This is a genomic window from Methanobrevibacter oralis, from assembly GCF_001639275.1.
In the GTDB taxonomy this organism is placed as follows: Archaea; Methanobacteriota; Methanobacteria; order Methanobacteriales; family Methanobacteriaceae; genus Methanocatella; species Methanocatella oralis.
The window spans coordinates 16,512-33,564 of record NZ_LWMU01000125.1 but is presented as its reverse complement, the minus strand read 5'-3'; the positions used below and the strand labels follow the sequence as shown (position 1 = coordinate 33,564).

Below are 17,053 nucleotides of genomic sequence, written 5' to 3'. Positions count from 1 at the left end.
TTTTTTTATTTAATTAGCTCATGTATCAGGTTGTTTTATGGAAGATAAACCAGTATCTCGTAAAGAAATTTTAAAAGAGCTTGAAGAGATTCAAAAATTAGATTGTAAATACTCTGATGGTAGGATTTTAGGGTCTATGTGTACAGAACCTCATCCTTTTGCAAAAGAAGTTTTTTGTAAATTTTTAGATTCAAATCTAGGAGATCCAGGACTATTTAAAGGAAGTAAGTATATTGAAAATAAAGTCATCCAATCTCTTGGAAAATTATTATCTTTAGATAAATCTTATGGAAATATTGTAACTGGTGGTACAGAAGCTAATATAATGGCAATGCGTGCAGCAAGAAACTATGCAATGAAATATAGGGGAATTGTTGATGGTGAGATTATTATTCCTGAATCTGCACATTTTTCATTTAAAAAAGCTGCTGACATGCTAAATTTAAAAATTATCGAAGTGAATTTGGATGATAATTTTAAAATTGATGTTGAATCTCTAAAAAATCTTATTTCAAGTAAAACTGTAGCTATAGTGGCTATTGCAGGTACTACAGAATTAGGTTTGGTGGATCCTATTGAAAAAATAGCTAAAATTGCCAATGATAATCATATTTATTTTCATGTAGATGCAGCATTTGGCGGATTTTCTATTCCATTTTTAAAAGAATTAGGGTATGATTTTCCAGATTTTGACTTTTCTCTTCCTGGGGTTTGTTCCATTACTGTTGATCCCCATAAGATGGGTTTAGCTCCAATTCCTGCTGGTGGAATTATTTTTAGAAAAAAAGAATTTCTAGATGTTATGGCTGTTGATTCTCCATATTTAACAGTTAAAACACAATCTACAATTGTTGGTACAAGATTGGGAGCATCATCACTAGCTGCTTATGCAATAATGAAATATTTTGGAAAAGAAGGTTATTGTAAGATAGCTAGTGAAACAATGGATAAAACAAAATTCTTAAAAGAAGGGCTTGAAGAAATAGGATATGATGTTGTTTGTGAACCAGAGTTGAACCTAGTTGCATTTAATCATCCTAATAAAAATGCACATGAATTAGCTAATGAATTAGAAGAATTGAATTGGAAAGTTTCTGTTGCTAAATGTCCAATTTCAATTCGGGTTGTTTTGATGAATCATATTAAAAAAAATCATTTGAAAGAGTTTTTAGAAGATTTAAAAGAAATTTATTAATCTTTAATATCTTCAACATACATTAATGGGTAATTAAGCTCTTCAATGAATTCTATTCTTATTTTTGCTTCTGCATTCTTTACTTTTGTATAAATTGTAACATCAAGCATGTCTCCACTAAGGGAGGTGTAGTCAAATCCGCTCATGTTCTCTTCGAGTTTATCAAATTTTATTTCAGCTTCCACATTTTCTATTGCTGGTTGTAAGCTTAATGATTCTTCAATAGCTTTTTCCAAACCTTTTTTGGAACTTTTAGATACAGGAACTCCTACAAATTGGTGAAATAGAGCTCCCATGCTTATAGCTCCTTCAAATATTGCTCTTTCTCTTGATGTAATATTTGAAAAGTATTTTTTATCAACATCCAATTAAACTCCCCCATTCAAGAATATTATTTTGTCATAGATTAATTGGGATGGAATTGGATTGATACAACAATAAATCAGTACAGCCGATATGATTAAGATAGTAGCTAAAATATAAATTCTATGGTCTTTAGGGTAGAAGTAACTAAATATTAACCCGACCACTAAAAATAATCCTGTAATAATTATTGCATTTAATTCTTGTGGATTGTTTTTTATTACTTCGTTATTTATTGGATTTTTATCATTTATTTCTGCTTGAATTATTAATCTGTGTTCTGTTGAACCAATAGGGTCACATGTGACTAAATATAAATAGTTTCCACTTTCTTTCGTGTTTATTTTGTAGTTTGGTTCTACAATTGTTGAATTAAGTACTGTATAGTTTATCTCACCAATTCCTGGCCATTCTAGTAAAACTGAATCTCCTTTTGATACTTCATTAAGTCTTAAAAATGGTGATCCTTGGAGTGTTCTATGTCCATAAATCACCAAATCACCTTCAGTTGGCATGTTCGAGGTTTTATTATACCATACTCCTTGGGAAAGTGATTCATTATTTAATTTTTCTTCAACTCCAATAGTTGGTATTAATATCACAGGTGCATCAATATTTTTTTCAACAGCTATTTTTGATGAAAAATAATTAACTTCACCCATAGCATATAATCCAATTATTAATAAACAAATTATTACTATTAAAGTTGTGATAATTTCTTTATTCATAATATCAATTTTTTATCTTAAAGATATTATATTTTACCTTTTAGGAATTAATTTCGTTTATCATCCATTCGGGAGCGTGAGTTGTTGGGATTGTAAGTACTATTTTATCCATGTTATTTAACATATAATTTACTTTATCGTTTGGTGTTTCAATAAGCAACATATATTGAGCATCTAAATCACCTAAATTGATTTGTCTTTCATAATTTGATAATTTAATACCATAATTTTTAAGTAATTCTATTGTTTTATCTTCATTATATCCATTTAACATTGATGCTTTAATTAGTTCTAATACATTTGAAGAAAATCCTTTTGTTTTTTCATTTGGATTTGTTTCATTCCCATTTACTTTTAAATTCGATTTTGAATATTCTGAGTCTATTTTTCCATTTTCTTCATATCTCATTATGGCTAAAACTGTACACCCACTTATGTCAGGGTTTGTATTACTTGTGATGTTTGTATCATTATTATTTGTGTAGATATCAACAATGCTTCCTACTTGTATTAATCCAGCACCCGCTTGAAGTCTTGAAATTAAAACAGGTACTGAAACCGTATTTGGTTTTTCGAATTTAATATTAGATAATATTTTTGCATCATTTTCATTTACTATTGTAATTGCGTCATTAATAGGAATTATCATGTCTTTTGTTTCATTTTCATATGTTACCATGGTTCTATTGTAGTTATCTTGATTTTTATATATTGATTTTTTATGAAAGGATTTCCAATCTTTTGTAGCAGGAATTAATAAATTTATATTTTCTAATTCTTGGGGACTATTCGCATTTTTTATTTCATTTTCTAGATTTACTGCATTTACAGAAGTTGTTAATGGACCTTTGTATAAATCATGAAGTTCATTAAGTTTACTGGTTTTTATAAAAGATAATTCTTCTTGTGATGGTTCATATATTACAAAATAATAAGCAGACATGATTAATGTTATCAGGATTAGTGTTGTTATGATTACTCCAATTTTTTTCTTTTTTTCATTTTCACTTATTTCTGTTGAATTGGGACTGAGATAAACTCCAATTTTATGATTTAATGATTTTAATAAGCTTAGTTCATTTTTTTCTTTTGGTTTTGAAAAATTTTCTTGTTTAGAAATTTGTTTTCTAAACTCATTGTTGTCATCAAAACCTCTAGGGTATAATGGATCTTTTGGTTGTTTATTGTTCATCATTCATACTCCTAAATTTAATTAAAGTAGGTGGTGGGGATATTTAATGTTTTATTACATTTATTAAAAGGTAGTATAAACAACAAAATAAAACTATAATAGCTGGAATATTAATAGTATAAATTTTTATTGGAATTTGAAAGATTAATAATATAGAACAGATAAAACACATATAAAGTAGCATTGTGTTGCTGAATTTAGGATATTTAACATCGCTAATCATTAGTAAAGAAATTAATATGCTTAATATTAAAACAATATAGGTGTTGAATAATCCACTTAGATAGAATGTAGCTATTATAATCGCGATTCCTGGAATGGGAAATCCAACAAAATCTTTTGTTTTAGTTTTATTTGCAATTACATTGTATCTTGTTAGTCTTAAAACGCCACATATTACTATTAATAGGCAAACAATTATACTACTTAAATTGAGGAGGTTTGAAGTTGCATTGATGGATTTATAAATGAATATTGCTGGTGCAATGCCGAATGATATGATATCTGATAGAGAATCAATATTCTTTCCAAATTCCAATTCATCTTTTCTATTGGTTTTTCTAGCTACCCAACCATCTACGGAGTCAAACATGACAGCTAGTATAATTAAACTTGATGAAATTACTAAATTTTCATTAATTGCAAATATAATAGCTAAAAAACCAGAGCTCATATTTAATAATGAAATGATATCTGGGATTGCTATAAAATTTTTCATACTAGTGTTTTTAAGTGTCATGTTAAACCTCAGTAATACTTTTTTATTTATCTTTTATTAACTTTCGCTTGTGTTTTGGTTAATTTTTCTTTATTTATATTTTTACTTAGACATGTTTGTTATTTTTATTAGATATTAAAGTTTTAACTTATTTTTTTAATATTGATTTCAAATTATTTTTCTTTTTCTTTTTACTCCTTGAAATGTTTTATTATTTTTTGTATGGTGTTAATTTTATGCCAATTTAAGCATTTTGAAGTAAAATATATATAATAATAGATGGTAATAAATATTAATTGTTGGGCTTTAATAAATAACATTTTAAATATTTTTAGTAATGTGTATTTGGATGTTAATTTTTATTTATTGAGCTAATATGTGTTTATAACTAATAATATGTGAGAAATTAAATGATAGAAGATAATATACGTGTTCTAAGACAAGCTGCAAAAATTAAATCCAGTAAAAATCACACGGTTGAAAAAACATGGTGTGTCATTGCAGGTAATGTGGATTTAATTGATGATATGGCTTATAAAGCTATTGCATCTAAATATAATGTTAAGATTAGATTTAGGGAACATGCTATATTACACGATGGAAAATTAGATAAGAAATTTGATTTTATCATGCTTTATGGCATTTCTACAAGCATTGATGCTTTTAAAAGAGATGTTGAAAAGCAGGGTGGAGCTTTTGTTCAAATTTCACGCTATTATCTTCAAGAGGAATCTAATTTGATGGTGTTAGTTGCTCCTGATGATATTATTAAACATACTGTATCTACCATCGAGAAATTAAAAATCCCATTTGCGATTTTACAAGAATCGCAAACTACTGGATTTATTGATGTTGATTTGAATAATGAAGTAAAACTACCAAAATTTATTAAATCTGTATTAAAACCGTTTTATAATGCTAATGAGGTTGTTTTATCGACAATTCTTATTTCTGTTGAAAAAGATGAAGATATTAAAAAAGTTCAGAGTATAGCTACATCTAACAGAATTTTCATCATCGACTTTAAAGATATTGTTACGGAGGATTAGTCATGAATATTTTTGGAAATGAAGAGGAAGAGCCACAAACTGAAAACACACGTGTTATCAGTAATAGTTTAGGGATTGATTTAGGAACTTTAAATACTGTAATTGCAAAGCCTTCTGGAGATAAATTTGATTTATATCAGATTCCTTCTGTTGTTGCAGTTAAAAAAGATGATCCTAGTGAAGTTTTAGCTGTAGGTGAAGAAGCTAAAAAGATGTTAGGAAGAACTCCTGGAGATATTTTGGCTGTAAGACCTTTAAAAAAAGGTGTAATTGAAAATGTTGTACAAGCACAAGCTTTATTAATTAAAGCAATGCAAATAGGTATTAATGAAGGTGAAAGTGTTGGAAGAATTGTTATTGGAATTCCTGGTGATTCTTCTGAAGTAGAAAAAAATGCTGCTGAAGAAATTGGTAGAAAAGCAGGTGCTCAAAATATCTTAGTTATTAGTGAAGGACTAGCTGCAGCTATTGGTGCTGGTTTACCTATTGCTGAACCAAATGGAACTATGGTTGTTGATATTGGTGCAGGATCAACTGATATTGTAATTATCTCTCTTGGAGGTATTAACGATATTGAAACTGTTAGATGTGGTGGGGACGATATTGATAATAAGATTGTTGATATTGTAGCTGAGAAATACGATGTAGCTATTGGTATTCATGATGCAGAATCTGCAAAAATAGAAGTGGGTATGGTTCATTGCAGCGAGCAACTTGAAAATTTAAGTGTTGAAGTTATAGGAAAATCTTTAGAAACTAACAGACCTAAAAAAGTGGTTATTGATTCAATGTTAGTTGCGGATGCTGTCGAACCGTTTATGCAACAAATAATTGATGGATTAAATTTTATTTTAGAAAGATTATCTCCTGAATTAATGATGGGAGTTTATAATAATGCAGTAGCTGTTGGTGGAAGTTCTAGACTTCGTGGAATTAAAGAAAGAATTTTTGATGAAATAGCAATTCCAATAGAAGTTTCTGATGATCCAATGACTGTTGTTGCAAAAGGTACAGCTATTGTTGCTGCAGAACCTCTTGCATTAGAACCTGAAGTTCGTCTTAGAGCTTTAAAATAAATATTTTTATTTATTTTCTTTTCTTTTTTTATGCTGATTTTTATGGATATTTTAGGTATGGATGAAGCTGGTCGAGGTTCAGTTTTAGGTCCACTAGTAATTGCAGGTGTTGTTGTGCCTGAAAAAATGTTTAAAGTTCTTGAAAGAATGGGTGTTAAAGATTCCAAAAAGTTAACTCCTCAAAGAAGAACTATTTTATCTAGAAAATTAAAAAAAATGTTTGATTATGGGGTTGTTATCATTACAGCATCTCAAATTGATGAAATGAGAGCTAATGGGATTAATTTAAATGAAATTGAAAGGAAAGGAATGGAAAAAATCATTTTAGAATTGAATCCAAAAAAAGCAGTTGTTGATGCTGTTGATGTTAAGGCTGAACGTTTTCAGGAAAATTTGCACCAAGCAACCGGAGTTGATGTAATTGCTCAGCATAAGGCTGATGATAATTATATTGAAGTAGGAGCAGCATCAATTATAGCTAAAGAAGTTAGAGATTCTCAAATTGAAGAAATCAATAAAGATTTTATTAAGATGGGTGGAATCGGTTCAGGTTATCCTTCAGATCCAACTACTAAAAAATTTTTAACTAATTTTACATATGAATCAATGCCTGATTTCGTGAGAAAGTCATGGACTACGGTAGCTAAAATGAAGTGATTTTTTAATTAATTTTAAGTATATTGACTAATATATTATTTTTATAAATATTTTGTATAATATTACAGAGGATGAGTATGATTATTGAGTATATTATGCCTTTTATTGATGGAATAGCAGATATATTTACTCAGGGAGGAATTATTACGTATATAATTCTTTTTATTGGAGTTTATGGTCTTATTATTTCGTTGAGGAAGATTGTGTATCTTAGGAATATTAGTAAAATAGATACAACTGAAATTTTTGGGGTAGTTACAGCTTCTATGGAAAGAGGTGGAGCTGTTGAAGCATTAAAAGCAATTAATGGTTTTAAAAACCCTATTTCTAGAATTATTTCTGAAACTTTAAAGATTGGTTATAAAAATAAAGTTGAAGTTGAAGAAAGTATGGAACAAATTTTCATTGTTGAATTGGCAAAAATGACAAAAGGTTTGAATACGATTAAAACAATTACAGAATTAGCTCCTTTTTTAGGTTTAATTGGTACAGTTATTGGTATTTGGTTAACATTTAAATCATTAGGTGTTAATCCAGATTCTGCTGCAATGGCTGAAGGTATTTATGTAGCATTAACAACTACAATTATGGGTTTGTTAGTAGCAATCGTGTTATTGCCATTACATACTTATATTCAAGGACTTATTGAAGCAGAAATGGATAAAATTGAACTTGCTACAAAAATGACTAATTGGGGATATGCTGTAGTTAAAGTAAAGGTCGATGCTAATGTTGAATGTGCACTTGAAGCTCTTCAAGAAGCCGAAGGTGTTGTAAATACAAGGTTAATTTCTGATCCTTATGCAAATATTAAGGTTTCATTTAAACCAAGCATGTTAGATAAAAGTATTGCCAATATCATTTTAGAGAAATGTAATGTTAATGCAGAAATTACAGAAAGTAAATTAAGACAATAAGTGGTTTTATGACAATTGATGTTAAAGCATATAAACGTAAGATATTAAATCAAAAACCAAGTATTAATTTGGTTCCATTTATTGATATTCTTTTTACAATCATGATTTTTCTAGTTATAACAAGTAGTTTTTCAGCTACTACAACTGATGTAACAGATGATGCTACAAATCCAGATACTGGAAAACCAAATGTCACAGATGTATCTGGTGATGCAGAATATTATGTGGTCCCTGTAGCTAATTTACATAAGGTTACAGTTGATGGTCAAGATAGATCGGATGCGATTGCAGGTAATGCTGTTGGGGTTCAGGCTAATATTATTGATAATGGACAGATTGTAATTAAACCAGGTGAGGTAGTTATTACTACTCCTTCAGGTGACTCCCCTCGTGATGCTGTACAAAGTCCTACACTTTAAATGGAGTAAAAATAAAATGTATGTTGGAAGAATTCTATCTGTTGGAATGACTAGTGAGAGAAAAGCTTTTGTTGCATATAGAGTTTCAAGTAGATCATTTCCAAATAGGCAATGTTTAAAACATGAAAAAAGAGTAGCTGTTGTTCCTATAGAAGGACATGAAAGAGATATCTTCGAAAATACCTATATTTCTTATAATAGTATTATTATTGAAGATGATATTGCTATTGTATCTAATGGTTCTCAAACAGATGTGATTGCTGATAAAATAGCTTTAGGAATGAATATTAAAGATGCACTTGCATATTCATTACTTACAATGGATTATGAAAAAGATGATTATCATACACCTAGAATTGCAGGCGTTGTGAAATCAGCAGAAATAGAAGAAGATTATGAATGTTATATAGGAATAGTTAGTGATTCTAAATTGTTAGTTGAAAAAGTACCATATGCTAAAGCAGCATTTATTTCTACATATGGAAATCAAGTTTATGATTTAGTGGACTTTGATGGTGAAAATCCAAAAGAAGCTGCTAAATTTATTTTTGATCGCGGAACTTTTGCTAATTATGAAAAACCAGTAACTTCATGCGCTGCTGTTTTTGATGGACAATGGAATATAGATATTTATAATCCTTAATCTTTTTTTTATTCTCATGATGATATTATGACAATTGAATTAATTGGGTTAGAGAATATTCCAATTGTAAATAAGGGCGATGACATTTCACAAATGATTAAAGATGCTATTTTAAAACAAGAATGTTCAATTAAACATGGGGATATTATTTTAATTGCTGAAACTTTAATTTCAAAAGTAGAGGGAAATTTTATTAAAATAGATGAAATAAATCCTTCAAAGGAAGCTATTGAAATTGCACTAAAATCTAAAAAAAATCCAAAATTAGTCGAAGCTATTTTTGGAGAATCAAATGAAATTGTAGAAGTAGGCCCTGATTTTATTATAAGTGAAACTCATCATGGTTTTGTTTGCGCAAATGCAGGGATTGATGAATCTAATGCTGATGAAGGATTAGCTACTCCTATGCCTAAGGATTCTGATAAATCTGCAAGAGAAATTAGACGGTATTTAGAGGAAGAATTTGGGGAAGAAATAGCTGTTATTATCACAGATACTCAAGGAAGAGCATTTAGAAACGGGGCTGTTGGAGTTGCTATTGGTTGTTCTGGAATTAAAGCACTATGGAAGCGTGTTGGTGAAAAAGATTTATATGGTCGTAAACTTGAAACAACTGAAATTGCAACAGGTGATGAATTAGCAGCAGCTGCTTCTCTTGTAATGGGTCAAGCTGATGAAGGATTGCCGGTTGTTATTATTAGAGGTTTTGATAGTTTTGATAAATTGCGTGATGTTGATTCTAGTATAACTTCTTTAATTAGACCTAAAGAATTTGATGTGTTTAGAAAATAAGTGAAATTATGATTACAATATTATCTGGTGGAACTGGAACTCCAAAATTACTTCAAGGAATAAAAGAAATAATTGACCCTACTGAATTAACTATTATTGTAAATACTTTGGAAAATGATTATTTTTCAGGTGTTTATGTATCTGCTGATATTGATACAGTTTTATATACAATGTCTAATCAGATTAATGATGAGTTGTGGCATGGCATTAAGGGAGATACTTTCATTACTAATGAACAACTTGAAAAAATAGGAGCTCCTGAATTGCTTCGTATAGGAGATAAAGATAGAGCTACTAAAATACAAAAAACAGAGTTGATGAAGAAATATTCTTTAAGTGAATCTGTTGACATTCAGGCTAAAAAAATGGGTATTTCATCTAAAATCATACCCATGAGTAATGAAGACTCAGAAATTAAGATTGTTACAGATATTGGAGAATTAGAATTTCATGATTTTTTAATTAAACATCAATGTCAACCTGAAGTTTTAGATGTTAAATTCTCTAATGTATCCCCTTCAGAGGGGATTATTGAAACTATTAATAATTCAAAAGCAGTTATTATTGGTCCTTCCAATCCTATTACTTCAATATTACCGATTTTATCTCTTGAAGGTGTTCGTGATGCTTTAAAAAAGACTTATGTAATTGCAGTGTCTCCTATTATTGGTGAAGATTCTGTTAGTGGTCCAGCTAGTAAGTTTATGAAGGCATTGAATATTGAAGTTTCACCATTTGGTGTTGCATCATTATATGAAGATTTTTTAGATAATATTGTCATTGATGAAAAAGACATTGACAAAATTAAAGATTTAAAGCAAATAGTTAATAAGGTAACAATTACAAATACAATTATGGATAATTTTAAGGCTAAGAAAAATTTGGCTGAGATAATTTTAAAAGAAGTTCTTTGAGTGGAGCGTTTTTTTAATGATACAAATGACATTAATACAAATTGATAATTATGGTCCTTGGACTGTTACTCCAAGACCACGTACAGAATCTGATTTACAAATGTTGCAAGCAAATTTATTTGCTGATTTAAATCAACAATTCGGAAATAAAAAAGGTTTAGTCTTTTTTACAAGATTCGACAATTTACTTGCTATTTCAAATGGTCTTAATGAGGAAGATCACTTAAGAATTCAAAGATCTATTAGAAATAGATATCCTATAACTGTTAGTATGGGTGTAGGTGCTGCAGAAACTCCTCATGAAGCTCAAAAATTAGCAACTATAGCTCTTCAAAGAGAAGGTGGAGCCCAATCAAGTCAAAGAAAAGAAATTTTAGCTATTGATAGTTTAATTGAAGAAGAAGATGATAGTTTTGTTCAAGCAGCTCATATTGATATTAATAGTGTAACTAAAACTTTAACAGATATTGAGTCTGCTTTTGACACAAGTTTCATGGTTAATAAAGCTCAACATTATTTGATGACTAAATTAATTAAAAAAGGAGCATTATTATTTTTCATTGGTGGAGATAATTTCATGGCTCCATGTAATGGAATGTCTGAAAAAGATATTGAGGAGGTTCTCGTTGAAATTAATGAGGAAATAGGTATTGCTCTTAAAGCAGGAATAGGTAGAGGAAAAAATGCTGAAGATGCTGCTTACATGGCAGATATTGGGCTTGAAGAAATTCGTGAACGCAATAATGAAATGTGGACTTGGGTTATTGAAAAGGAATATTAGGGGGAATTTATATTTTTAAAGTAGTTGCTCCTATGGCTGGAATAACTAATGCCGAATTTTTAAATAAAGTTATTCCATTTGGTTTCAATGTAGCTACTTTAGGGGGTTATAGTTTAGATACTCCTACAATTAAAGCTAGTGAAAAGATAATTAAAAGAGGAAGAAGAGAATTTTACTTTCCTCTCGATGAAATTTTTCCATATATTGAAAGCGAAGCAGCTTTGATAAAAAATACTCATAAAAATGTAAAAGTTTCTGCAAATCTCAGATCAACAACATCCCAACCTATTATTGAGTTAAGTTCTATTAAAGATTTAGATATTGTTGAAATTAATTGTCATTGTCGTCAAGATGAAATTTTAGCTATTGGTTGTGGCCAAGAAATGTTAAAACGAAATGATTTACATAAATTCATTTCAGAAGTTGCAGATAATGCTAATTCAAAAGTATCTGTTAAGATTAGAGCTAATGTTGGTGGTGTAGATACATTAAAAATAGCTAGTTTAATTGAAGATGCAGGTGCTGATTATTTACATGTTGATGCTATGAAAATCGGTGCTGGTGCAGATTATGAATTATTGAAAAACTTAGTTAATCAGGTTAGTATTCCAGTTATTGGTAATAATTCTATTAATAACGAACCAAATCTTGAAAAAATGTTAAAGACTGGTGTTTCTGGTTTTTCTATTGCAAGAGCTATTATTTCTGGCAATTTAGATTTTGATATTCTTAAATATTAAATTCGAAACTATTATAAAGAATTTAATATATATTTATTAATTGATAAAAAGGTGATTTCATGGATTTTATAACTCTTAAGAATATTACAAAAACATTTAATGGTGTTGATGTTCTTAAAGATATTAATTTAAAGATATATGAAGGGGAGACATTAGGTATTTTAGGACGCAGTGGTAGTGGAAAATCCGTTTTAATTAACATGCTTAGAGGAACTTTAGATTATAAGCCAGATAGTGGAAATATTATTATGAATCTTGCTGTTTGTCCTGAATGTTTGGCAGTTGACTCACCATCTCATGTTGGTGATAAATGTAGTTGTGGAGCTAATTTAGAATCTAAAGAGATAGATTTCTTTAATTGTGATAGATTGTTATTTGCAAGTATAAAAAGAAGAATATCTATCATGTTACAACGTAACTTTGCTTTATACGATGAGGAAACAGTAATTGAAAACGTCATGAGGGCAATGGATAATGATAGAGATTATGAAGATAAACTATATGGTGCATTAGAATTATTAGAAATGGTTCAAATGAATCATAGGATTACACATATTGCTCGTGATTTAAGTGGTGGGGAAAAACAAAGGGTTGTACTTGCAAGACAATTAGCTAAAGAACCGATGATGTTCTTAGCAGATGAACCAACTGGTACATTAGATCCTCAAACTGCTGTTAAATTACATAATACATTAAATCATGGTGTAAAAGAAGCTGGAATAACTATGTTAATTACTTCTCACTGGCCAGAAGTAATGACAGAACTTGCTGATAATGTAATTTGGCTTGAAGAAGGTCAAATCAAAGAGGAAGGGAATCCTAAAACCGTTGTGGATAACTTCATGAAAACAGTTCCTGCTCCTGAAAAACCAGAGATTCCAGAATTTGGTGAACCTGAAGTGGAAATGAAAGATGTTAAAAAACATTATTATTCTATTGAAAGAGGAGTAATTAAGGCTGTTGATGGAATTAATTTAACTATCAATAAAGAAGAAATCTTTGGTATTGTTGGTTTAAGTGGTGCTGGTAAAACTACACTTACAAAAATGTTAATGGGATTAACAGAGTTAAGTAGTGGAGAAATCAATATTAAGCTAGGTGAAGAATGGATTGATATGACTAAGGTAGGCCCTCTTAATAGAGGCCGTGTAATGCCATATATTGGTTTATTACATCAAGAATATTCCTTATACCCACACAGGGACATTTTAGGAAATTTAACTGATGCTATTAGCTTAGATTTACCTGCAGAATTTGCTAAGATTAAAGCAATACATGTATTGACTACTGTTGGATTTTCAGATGCAACAGCCGAGGGAATTTTAAGTAAATACCCTGATGAATTAAGTGTAGGAGAAAAACACAGAATAGCTCTTGCACAAGTTCTTATTAAAGAACCTAAACTCATTATTTTAGATGAACCAACAGGTACAATGGATCCAATCACTCGTGTTATTGTTACAGATTCAATTTTAAAAGCACGTAAAGAATTAGAGCAAACTTTTATTATAATTTCTCACGATATGGACTTTGTGTTAGATGTTTGTGACAGAGCTGCTTTAATGAGAGGAGGTAAAATCCTTGATATGGGTACTCCTGAAGAAATGGTTGAAATATTAAATCCTGATGAGAAAAGGGGTATGTTTAAAGAAGAACAAAAATAATATTCTTTTCTTTTTATTTATTTAATAATTCTTTTATTTCACGCCAATTTGGCAAGAATTCCTCCATTAATTTTTTAAAATTTTTACTATGATTAAATTCAATTAAATGAGTTAATTCATGTATAATAACATATTCTAAACAGATTCGTGGTTTTGTAGCTAATTTTAAATTTAATGTGATTCGTTTATCTTGAAAGTGACAATTACCCCAATTTTTCATATCTCTTATTTTTACTTCATTAGGTTGTTTTCCAACAATATTTATACATTTATTTAATAATGGAGGAATATTTTTTTTCATTTCTAACCTATAAAATTCATTCAATGCTTTTTTTCTACTTTTTATTGTGCTTCTTTTTGAAACAGGAAGATAAATAATTCCATTATTGACAGTAATATCTTTTACTTTTTCATTAGATATTACTTTTAAAATGTATTTTTCACCCCATAGGCAATGGGTTTCACCAGACTTATACTTTAAAGGAGCTTGTATTTTATTTTCTAAAATATATCTTCTCTTTTTTTCAATCCAATCTTTATGAGATTCAATAAACTCATAAATTTCTTTATCAGATAAATGTTTAGGTACTGATACTTTAACATTAGCAATTGGTGGCAATACTCGTATATACATATTTTTAATTTTTTTTCTACTTATTTCAGTTGGAATGTTATTAATTTTCATGTTTTAATATGTGTTGTTGTTTAAATCAAATGGCGTATTCCATTAATTAATTTATTTATCTATTTCTCTAACATGAAATACTTAATCAATTAATATTTGAGATTATATATACTATAAAAAAGGTTATATAATTTAAAATTTATATAAATAAACTAATATTTTAATTATTATTAATTTATATTTTAAACTTTGATTTGGAGGGAGTATATGACTTGGGAAGACGCACCGTCTCATATTTGTAGAGGAGGAGATGTTAGGGGTTTAGCATTTTGTTGTCCACCGGTTAAACCATGTCCTATATTAAATGTACTAGATGAAGTTAATTTAACTCCACAAGATTATATTGATATTAAAACTCAATTTGCAAGAGAAACTAAATTAGGCGAAGGGGCAGGAACTTGTTTTGGATCATTAGTATGGTGTTGCAAACCATCTAAACCTTGTCCATTAAGAGACATGACTTTAAATAATATTGGAATGAGCCATGATGAGTATTTAGATTTGAAAAAAGAGTTATCTGAAAGATTAACTGGTGTTGAAAAACCAGCAGCTGATGAAAAAGCAGAATCATTAGCTGAAACATTTAATGTTTCTAAAATTGAAGCAATAAATATTTTAACAGATTGTAATAATGATTTAAGGGCTGCTGTTAGAGTATTAAGGGCAAAAATGTTGGAGAATTCTGATTAAAATGAATTGGACTTCTTGTTATTTGAAAACTTCTGATTTAAAAGTATTTGTATTAGGTACTGGTGAAGTAGCTACTCGTAGAGCAAATAGATTCTTAGATCATGGGGCTTTTGTTAAATTAGCTGGAAGTGATTTGGATGATGGACTTAAAAGTAAAGGAGCTATTTTAGTATCAACGGATGAAGTGGATTCTTTAGTTAAATGGGCTGATTTAGTTATTTTAGCTAGTGGTGATAAAGAGCTTTCAGAGTATGTTTCAAAAATTGCAAGTAATAAATTATTAAATCGAGCAGATGCACCAGATGATGGAAACATTATTATTCCAACAAGTTTTAAAATAGCTGATGTTGAGATTTCTATTTTTACAAATGGCAGAAGTCCATTAATGGCTCGCCAATTAAGAAAAAAGATTCAGTCAATTATTACTGATGAAGATATTTTAGAAATTGAACTTCAAAATTTTGCAAGGTCTTTACTTAAAAAAAAACTTTCTAATCAAAAAGATCGTAAAAATGTTTTATATGACATTTTTGAAGATGAAACTGTCAATAATTTAATTAAATACAATAAGATTGATGAATCAAAAGAATACATTAAAAATTTAATTGATAATATAGGGGATTTAAGTGATACTTAATTTAAGGGTTGATCATAAAGTAGCAGATATTCATTCAATGGAAAATATTGCTCAAGATATTGATGAATTGTTTTTAAAGTTGCAAGAAAGATTTTCAATTACTGAATACATTGAAATACATACTTGTAATCGTAAAGAGTATTATATTCATAATGATTATATAATGGCTGAAGAAGAGTTATTGGATCATGATAATAATGCGATAATTATTGAACATGGTGAAGATGCAATTATTCATTTATTACGTATGGCTGCTGGTTTAGAATCAATGATTGTTGGTGAAGATCAAATTTTAGGTCAAGTTAAAGATGCTAAATATAAAGCAAGCAAAAATCTTCACTGTGGAAAAGTTTTAGATACTCTTTTTACTAAAGCTATTCATGTAGGGCAAGTTGTAAGAAATAAAACTAATATTAATAAGGGTTCTGTTTCTATTGGATCAGTTGCTATTGATTTAGCAGAAAAACATTTAGGAAGTTTAGAAAATAAAAATGTTTTAGTTGTTGGTGCTGGGAAAATGGGTAGGTTAGTTGCAAAGGCACTAGCTGAAAAAGATTTAAAAGCAATTTTTGTAGCAAATCGAACTTTTTATGTCGCTGTTGAGTTAGCTCGTGATTTAAATGGGGAAGCCATATTATTTTCTGACTTGGAGAAGTATTTAGCAAATGCAGATTTAGTTATTAGTGCAACAAGTGCACCTCATACATTATTAACTAAAGAACGTCTTTTAACTATTAATATGGATTATTCTAATTTGATGATTGTTGATATTGCAAATCCACGTGATGTTTCAGAGGATGTTGCTGAATTAGGAGTTAAATTATTCAATATAGATGATTTACGAGACATTGCAGATGAAAATACTCAACTTAGAATTAATGAGTTTTGTGAAGCAGAAGATATCATCGAAGATGAGTTTAATTTACTTAAAGGGTCTTTCAAAATAATGGAAGTTGAAGGAACACTAGCTAATTTAAGAGTATCTATGGAAAAAATAAGACAAGATGAAACTAAAAAAGCTGCTTCAAAATTATCTGATGTAGATGATAGTGCTAAAATATTAAATAATTTAACAAATTCTATTGTTAATAAGATTTTTTTTGATATTTCTCAAAAAATAAAAAGTGCTGCAAAAGAGGATAATGAGGATGTTCTCTCTGCAGTTGAGTATATTTTCTGTGAATAATGTTTTG

The 17,053-nt window shown here is 29.1% G+C and carries 20 protein-coding genes; 15 read left to right on the top strand and 5 right to left on the bottom strand.

The window, feature by feature from the left end; translation table 11 throughout:
* Window positions 1-37: 37 nt before the first annotated feature.
* A complete protein-coding gene (gene mfnA / locus MBORA_RS09570; protein WP_042691594.1) occupies window positions 38-1,195 on the top strand; it encodes a tyrosine decarboxylase MfnA in 1,158 nt (385 codons plus the stop codon).
* Here the strand turns inward: mfnA and MBORA_RS09565 are convergent.
* Genes MBORA_RS09565 through MBORA_RS09550 form a run of 4 tightly spaced genes read right to left on the bottom strand, consistent with a single transcriptional unit; the run spans window position 1,192 to window position 4,217 of the window.
* Window positions 1,192-1,563, bottom strand: coding sequence for a dihydroneopterin aldolase family protein (locus MBORA_RS09565; RefSeq protein ID WP_042691591.1), 372 nt, complete (start codon window positions 1,561-1,563; stop codon window positions 1,192-1,194). The genes mfnA and MBORA_RS09565 overlap by 4 nt on opposite strands.
* Window positions 1,564-2,286, bottom strand: coding sequence for a class E sortase (locus tag MBORA_RS09560; protein WP_042691588.1), 723 nt, complete (start codon window positions 2,284-2,286; stop codon window positions 1,564-1,566).
* Window positions 2,287-2,326: 40 nt separating this feature from the next.
* Window positions 2,327-3,481 (bottom strand): hypothetical protein, encoded by a 1,155-nt coding sequence (locus tag MBORA_RS09555; RefSeq protein WP_232817580.1) that lies wholly within the window; start codon window positions 3,479-3,481, stop codon window positions 2,327-2,329.
* Window positions 3,482-3,521: 40 nt separating this feature from the next.
* Window positions 3,522-4,217, bottom strand: a complete 696-nt coding sequence (locus MBORA_RS09550) for an archaetidylserine synthase (protein ID WP_042691584.1) — start codon at window positions 4,215-4,217, stop codon at window positions 3,522-3,524.
* 389 nt (window positions 4,218-4,606) lie between these two features.
* Between MBORA_RS09550 and MBORA_RS09545 the strand changes: the two genes are divergently transcribed.
* The 11 genes from MBORA_RS09545 (at window position 4,607) to atwA (ending at window position 13,848) form a co-directional block, all read left to right on the top strand.
* Window positions 4,607-5,245, top strand: a complete 639-nt coding sequence (locus tag MBORA_RS09545) for a hypothetical protein (protein ID WP_042691579.1) — start codon at window positions 4,607-4,609, stop codon at window positions 5,243-5,245.
* Window positions 5,246-5,247: 2 nt separating this feature from the next.
* On the top strand, window positions 5,248-6,321 hold the full coding sequence (locus MBORA_RS09540) for a rod shape-determining protein (RefSeq protein WP_063720597.1): 1,074 nt from the start codon (window positions 5,248-5,250) through the stop codon (window positions 6,319-6,321).
* A gap of 42 nt (window positions 6,322-6,363) precedes the next feature.
* Window positions 6,364-6,978: a ribonuclease HII gene (rnhB, locus tag MBORA_RS09535; protein WP_063720596.1), complete on the top strand. Its 615-nt coding sequence runs from the start codon at window positions 6,364-6,366 to the stop codon at window positions 6,976-6,978.
* Between the two features lie 77 nt (window positions 6,979-7,055).
* Window positions 7,056-7,895, top strand: a complete 840-nt coding sequence (locus MBORA_RS09530; RefSeq protein ID WP_063720595.1) for a MotA/TolQ/ExbB proton channel family protein — start codon at window positions 7,056-7,058, stop codon at window positions 7,893-7,895.
* A gap of 8 nt (window positions 7,896-7,903) precedes the next feature.
* A complete protein-coding gene (locus MBORA_RS09525) occupies window positions 7,904-8,314 on the top strand; it encodes an ExbD/TolR family protein (RefSeq protein WP_042691576.1) in 411 nt (136 codons plus the stop codon).
* A gap of 16 nt (window positions 8,315-8,330) precedes the next feature.
* Window positions 8,331-8,957 carry an IMP cyclohydrolase gene (locus MBORA_RS09520; protein WP_042691573.1) on the top strand — a complete coding sequence of 209 codons (627 nt, stop codon included), beginning with the start codon at window positions 8,331-8,333 and terminating at the stop codon, window positions 8,955-8,957.
* Window positions 8,958-8,984: 27 nt separating this feature from the next.
* Complete coding sequence (locus MBORA_RS09515; protein ID WP_042691570.1) at window positions 8,985-9,749, top strand: coenzyme F420-0:L-glutamate ligase; 765 nt, start codon at window positions 8,985-8,987, stop codon at window positions 9,747-9,749.
* Between the two features lie 8 nt (window positions 9,750-9,757).
* Window positions 9,758-10,663, top strand: coding sequence for a 2-phospho-L-lactate transferase (cofD, locus tag MBORA_RS09510; protein WP_042691568.1), 906 nt, complete (start codon window positions 9,758-9,760; stop codon window positions 10,661-10,663).
* Between the two features lie 16 nt (window positions 10,664-10,679).
* On the top strand, window positions 10,680-11,444 hold the full coding sequence (locus MBORA_RS09505; RefSeq protein ID WP_063720594.1) for a GTP cyclohydrolase III: 765 nt from the start codon (window positions 10,680-10,682) through the stop codon (window positions 11,442-11,444).
* Between the two features lie 32 nt (window positions 11,445-11,476).
* Window positions 11,477-12,184, top strand: a complete 708-nt coding sequence (locus MBORA_RS09500) for an MJ0144 family RNA dihydrouridine synthase-like protein (protein ID WP_042691566.1) — start codon at window positions 11,477-11,479, stop codon at window positions 12,182-12,184.
* A 59-nt stretch (window positions 12,185-12,243) separates the two neighbouring features.
* On the top strand, window positions 12,244-13,848 hold the full coding sequence (atwA, locus tag MBORA_RS09495) for a methyl coenzyme M reductase system, component A2 (RefSeq protein WP_042691563.1): 1,605 nt from the start codon (window positions 12,244-12,246) through the stop codon (window positions 13,846-13,848).
* A 13-nt stretch (window positions 13,849-13,861) separates the two neighbouring features.
* Here atwA and MBORA_RS09490 read toward each other — a convergent pair whose 3' ends face one another.
* On the bottom strand, window positions 13,862-14,533 hold the full coding sequence (locus tag MBORA_RS09490) for a M48 family metallopeptidase (RefSeq protein WP_063720593.1): 672 nt from the start codon (window positions 14,531-14,533) through the stop codon (window positions 13,862-13,864).
* A 207-nt stretch (window positions 14,534-14,740) separates the two neighbouring features.
* Between MBORA_RS09490 and MBORA_RS09485 the strand changes: the two genes are divergently transcribed.
* From MBORA_RS09485 to hemA, 3 genes are read left to right on the top strand one after another with little or no spacing between them, the layout of a single operon-like run.
* Window positions 14,741-15,223 (top strand): methanogenesis marker 9 domain-containing protein, encoded by a 483-nt coding sequence (locus MBORA_RS09485; RefSeq protein WP_042691560.1) that lies wholly within the window; start codon window positions 14,741-14,743, stop codon window positions 15,221-15,223.
* A gap of 1 nt (window position 15,224) precedes the next feature.
* Window positions 15,225-15,860, top strand: coding sequence for a precorrin-2 dehydrogenase/sirohydrochlorin ferrochelatase family protein (locus MBORA_RS09480; RefSeq protein WP_063720592.1), 636 nt, complete (start codon window positions 15,225-15,227; stop codon window positions 15,858-15,860).
* Window positions 15,850-17,046 carry a glutamyl-tRNA reductase gene (gene hemA, locus MBORA_RS09475; protein WP_063720591.1) on the top strand — a complete coding sequence of 399 codons (1,197 nt, stop codon included), beginning with the start codon at window positions 15,850-15,852 and terminating at the stop codon, window positions 17,044-17,046. The genes MBORA_RS09480 and hemA overlap by 11 nt, the downstream gene beginning before the upstream one ends.
* Window positions 17,047-17,053 lie beyond the last annotated feature (7 nt).

What these genes read in the sequence shown, in the direction of transcription:
- mfnA (WP_042691594.1), top strand. Translation starts at nt 38, where the DNA reads ATGGAAGATAAACCAGTATCTCGTAAAGAAATTTTAAAAGAGCTTGAA.
- MBORA_RS09560 (WP_042691588.1), bottom strand. Translation starts at nt 2,286, where the DNA reads ATGAATAAAGAAATTATCACAACTTTAATAGTAATAATTTGTTTATTA.
- MBORA_RS09555 (WP_232817580.1), bottom strand. Translation starts at nt 3,481, where the DNA reads ATGATGAACAATAAACAACCAAAAGATCCATTATACCCTAGAGGTTTT.
- MBORA_RS09550 (WP_042691584.1), bottom strand. Translation starts at nt 4,217, where the DNA reads ATGACACTTAAAAACACTAGTATGAAAAATTTTATAGCAATCCCAGAT.
- MBORA_RS09545 (WP_042691579.1), top strand. Translation starts at nt 4,607, where the DNA reads ATGATAGAAGATAATATACGTGTTCTAAGACAAGCTGCAAAAATTAAA.
- MBORA_RS09540 (WP_063720597.1), top strand. Translation starts at nt 5,248, where the DNA reads ATGAATATTTTTGGAAATGAAGAGGAAGAGCCACAAACTGAAAACACA.
- rnhB (WP_063720596.1), top strand. Translation starts at nt 6,364, where the DNA reads ATGGATATTTTAGGTATGGATGAAGCTGGTCGAGGTTCAGTTTTAGGT.
- MBORA_RS09530 (WP_063720595.1), top strand. Translation starts at nt 7,056, where the DNA reads ATGATTATTGAGTATATTATGCCTTTTATTGATGGAATAGCAGATATA.
- MBORA_RS09525 (WP_042691576.1), top strand. Translation starts at nt 7,904, where the DNA reads ATGACAATTGATGTTAAAGCATATAAACGTAAGATATTAAATCAAAAA.
- MBORA_RS09520 (WP_042691573.1), top strand. Translation starts at nt 8,331, where the DNA reads ATGTATGTTGGAAGAATTCTATCTGTTGGAATGACTAGTGAGAGAAAA.
- MBORA_RS09515 (WP_042691570.1), top strand. Translation starts at nt 8,985, where the DNA reads ATGACAATTGAATTAATTGGGTTAGAGAATATTCCAATTGTAAATAAG.
- cofD (WP_042691568.1), top strand. Translation starts at nt 9,758, where the DNA reads ATGATTACAATATTATCTGGTGGAACTGGAACTCCAAAATTACTTCAA.
- MBORA_RS09505 (WP_063720594.1), top strand. Translation starts at nt 10,680, where the DNA reads ATGATACAAATGACATTAATACAAATTGATAATTATGGTCCTTGGACT.
- MBORA_RS09500 (WP_042691566.1), top strand. Translation starts at nt 11,477, where the DNA reads ATGGCTGGAATAACTAATGCCGAATTTTTAAATAAAGTTATTCCATTT.
- atwA (WP_042691563.1), top strand. Translation starts at nt 12,244, where the DNA reads ATGGATTTTATAACTCTTAAGAATATTACAAAAACATTTAATGGTGTT.
- MBORA_RS09490 (WP_063720593.1), bottom strand. Translation starts at nt 14,533, where the DNA reads ATGAAAATTAATAACATTCCAACTGAAATAAGTAGAAAAAAAATTAAA.
- MBORA_RS09485 (WP_042691560.1), top strand. Translation starts at nt 14,741, where the DNA reads ATGACTTGGGAAGACGCACCGTCTCATATTTGTAGAGGAGGAGATGTT.
- MBORA_RS09480 (WP_063720592.1), top strand. Translation starts at nt 15,225, where the DNA reads ATGAATTGGACTTCTTGTTATTTGAAAACTTCTGATTTAAAAGTATTT.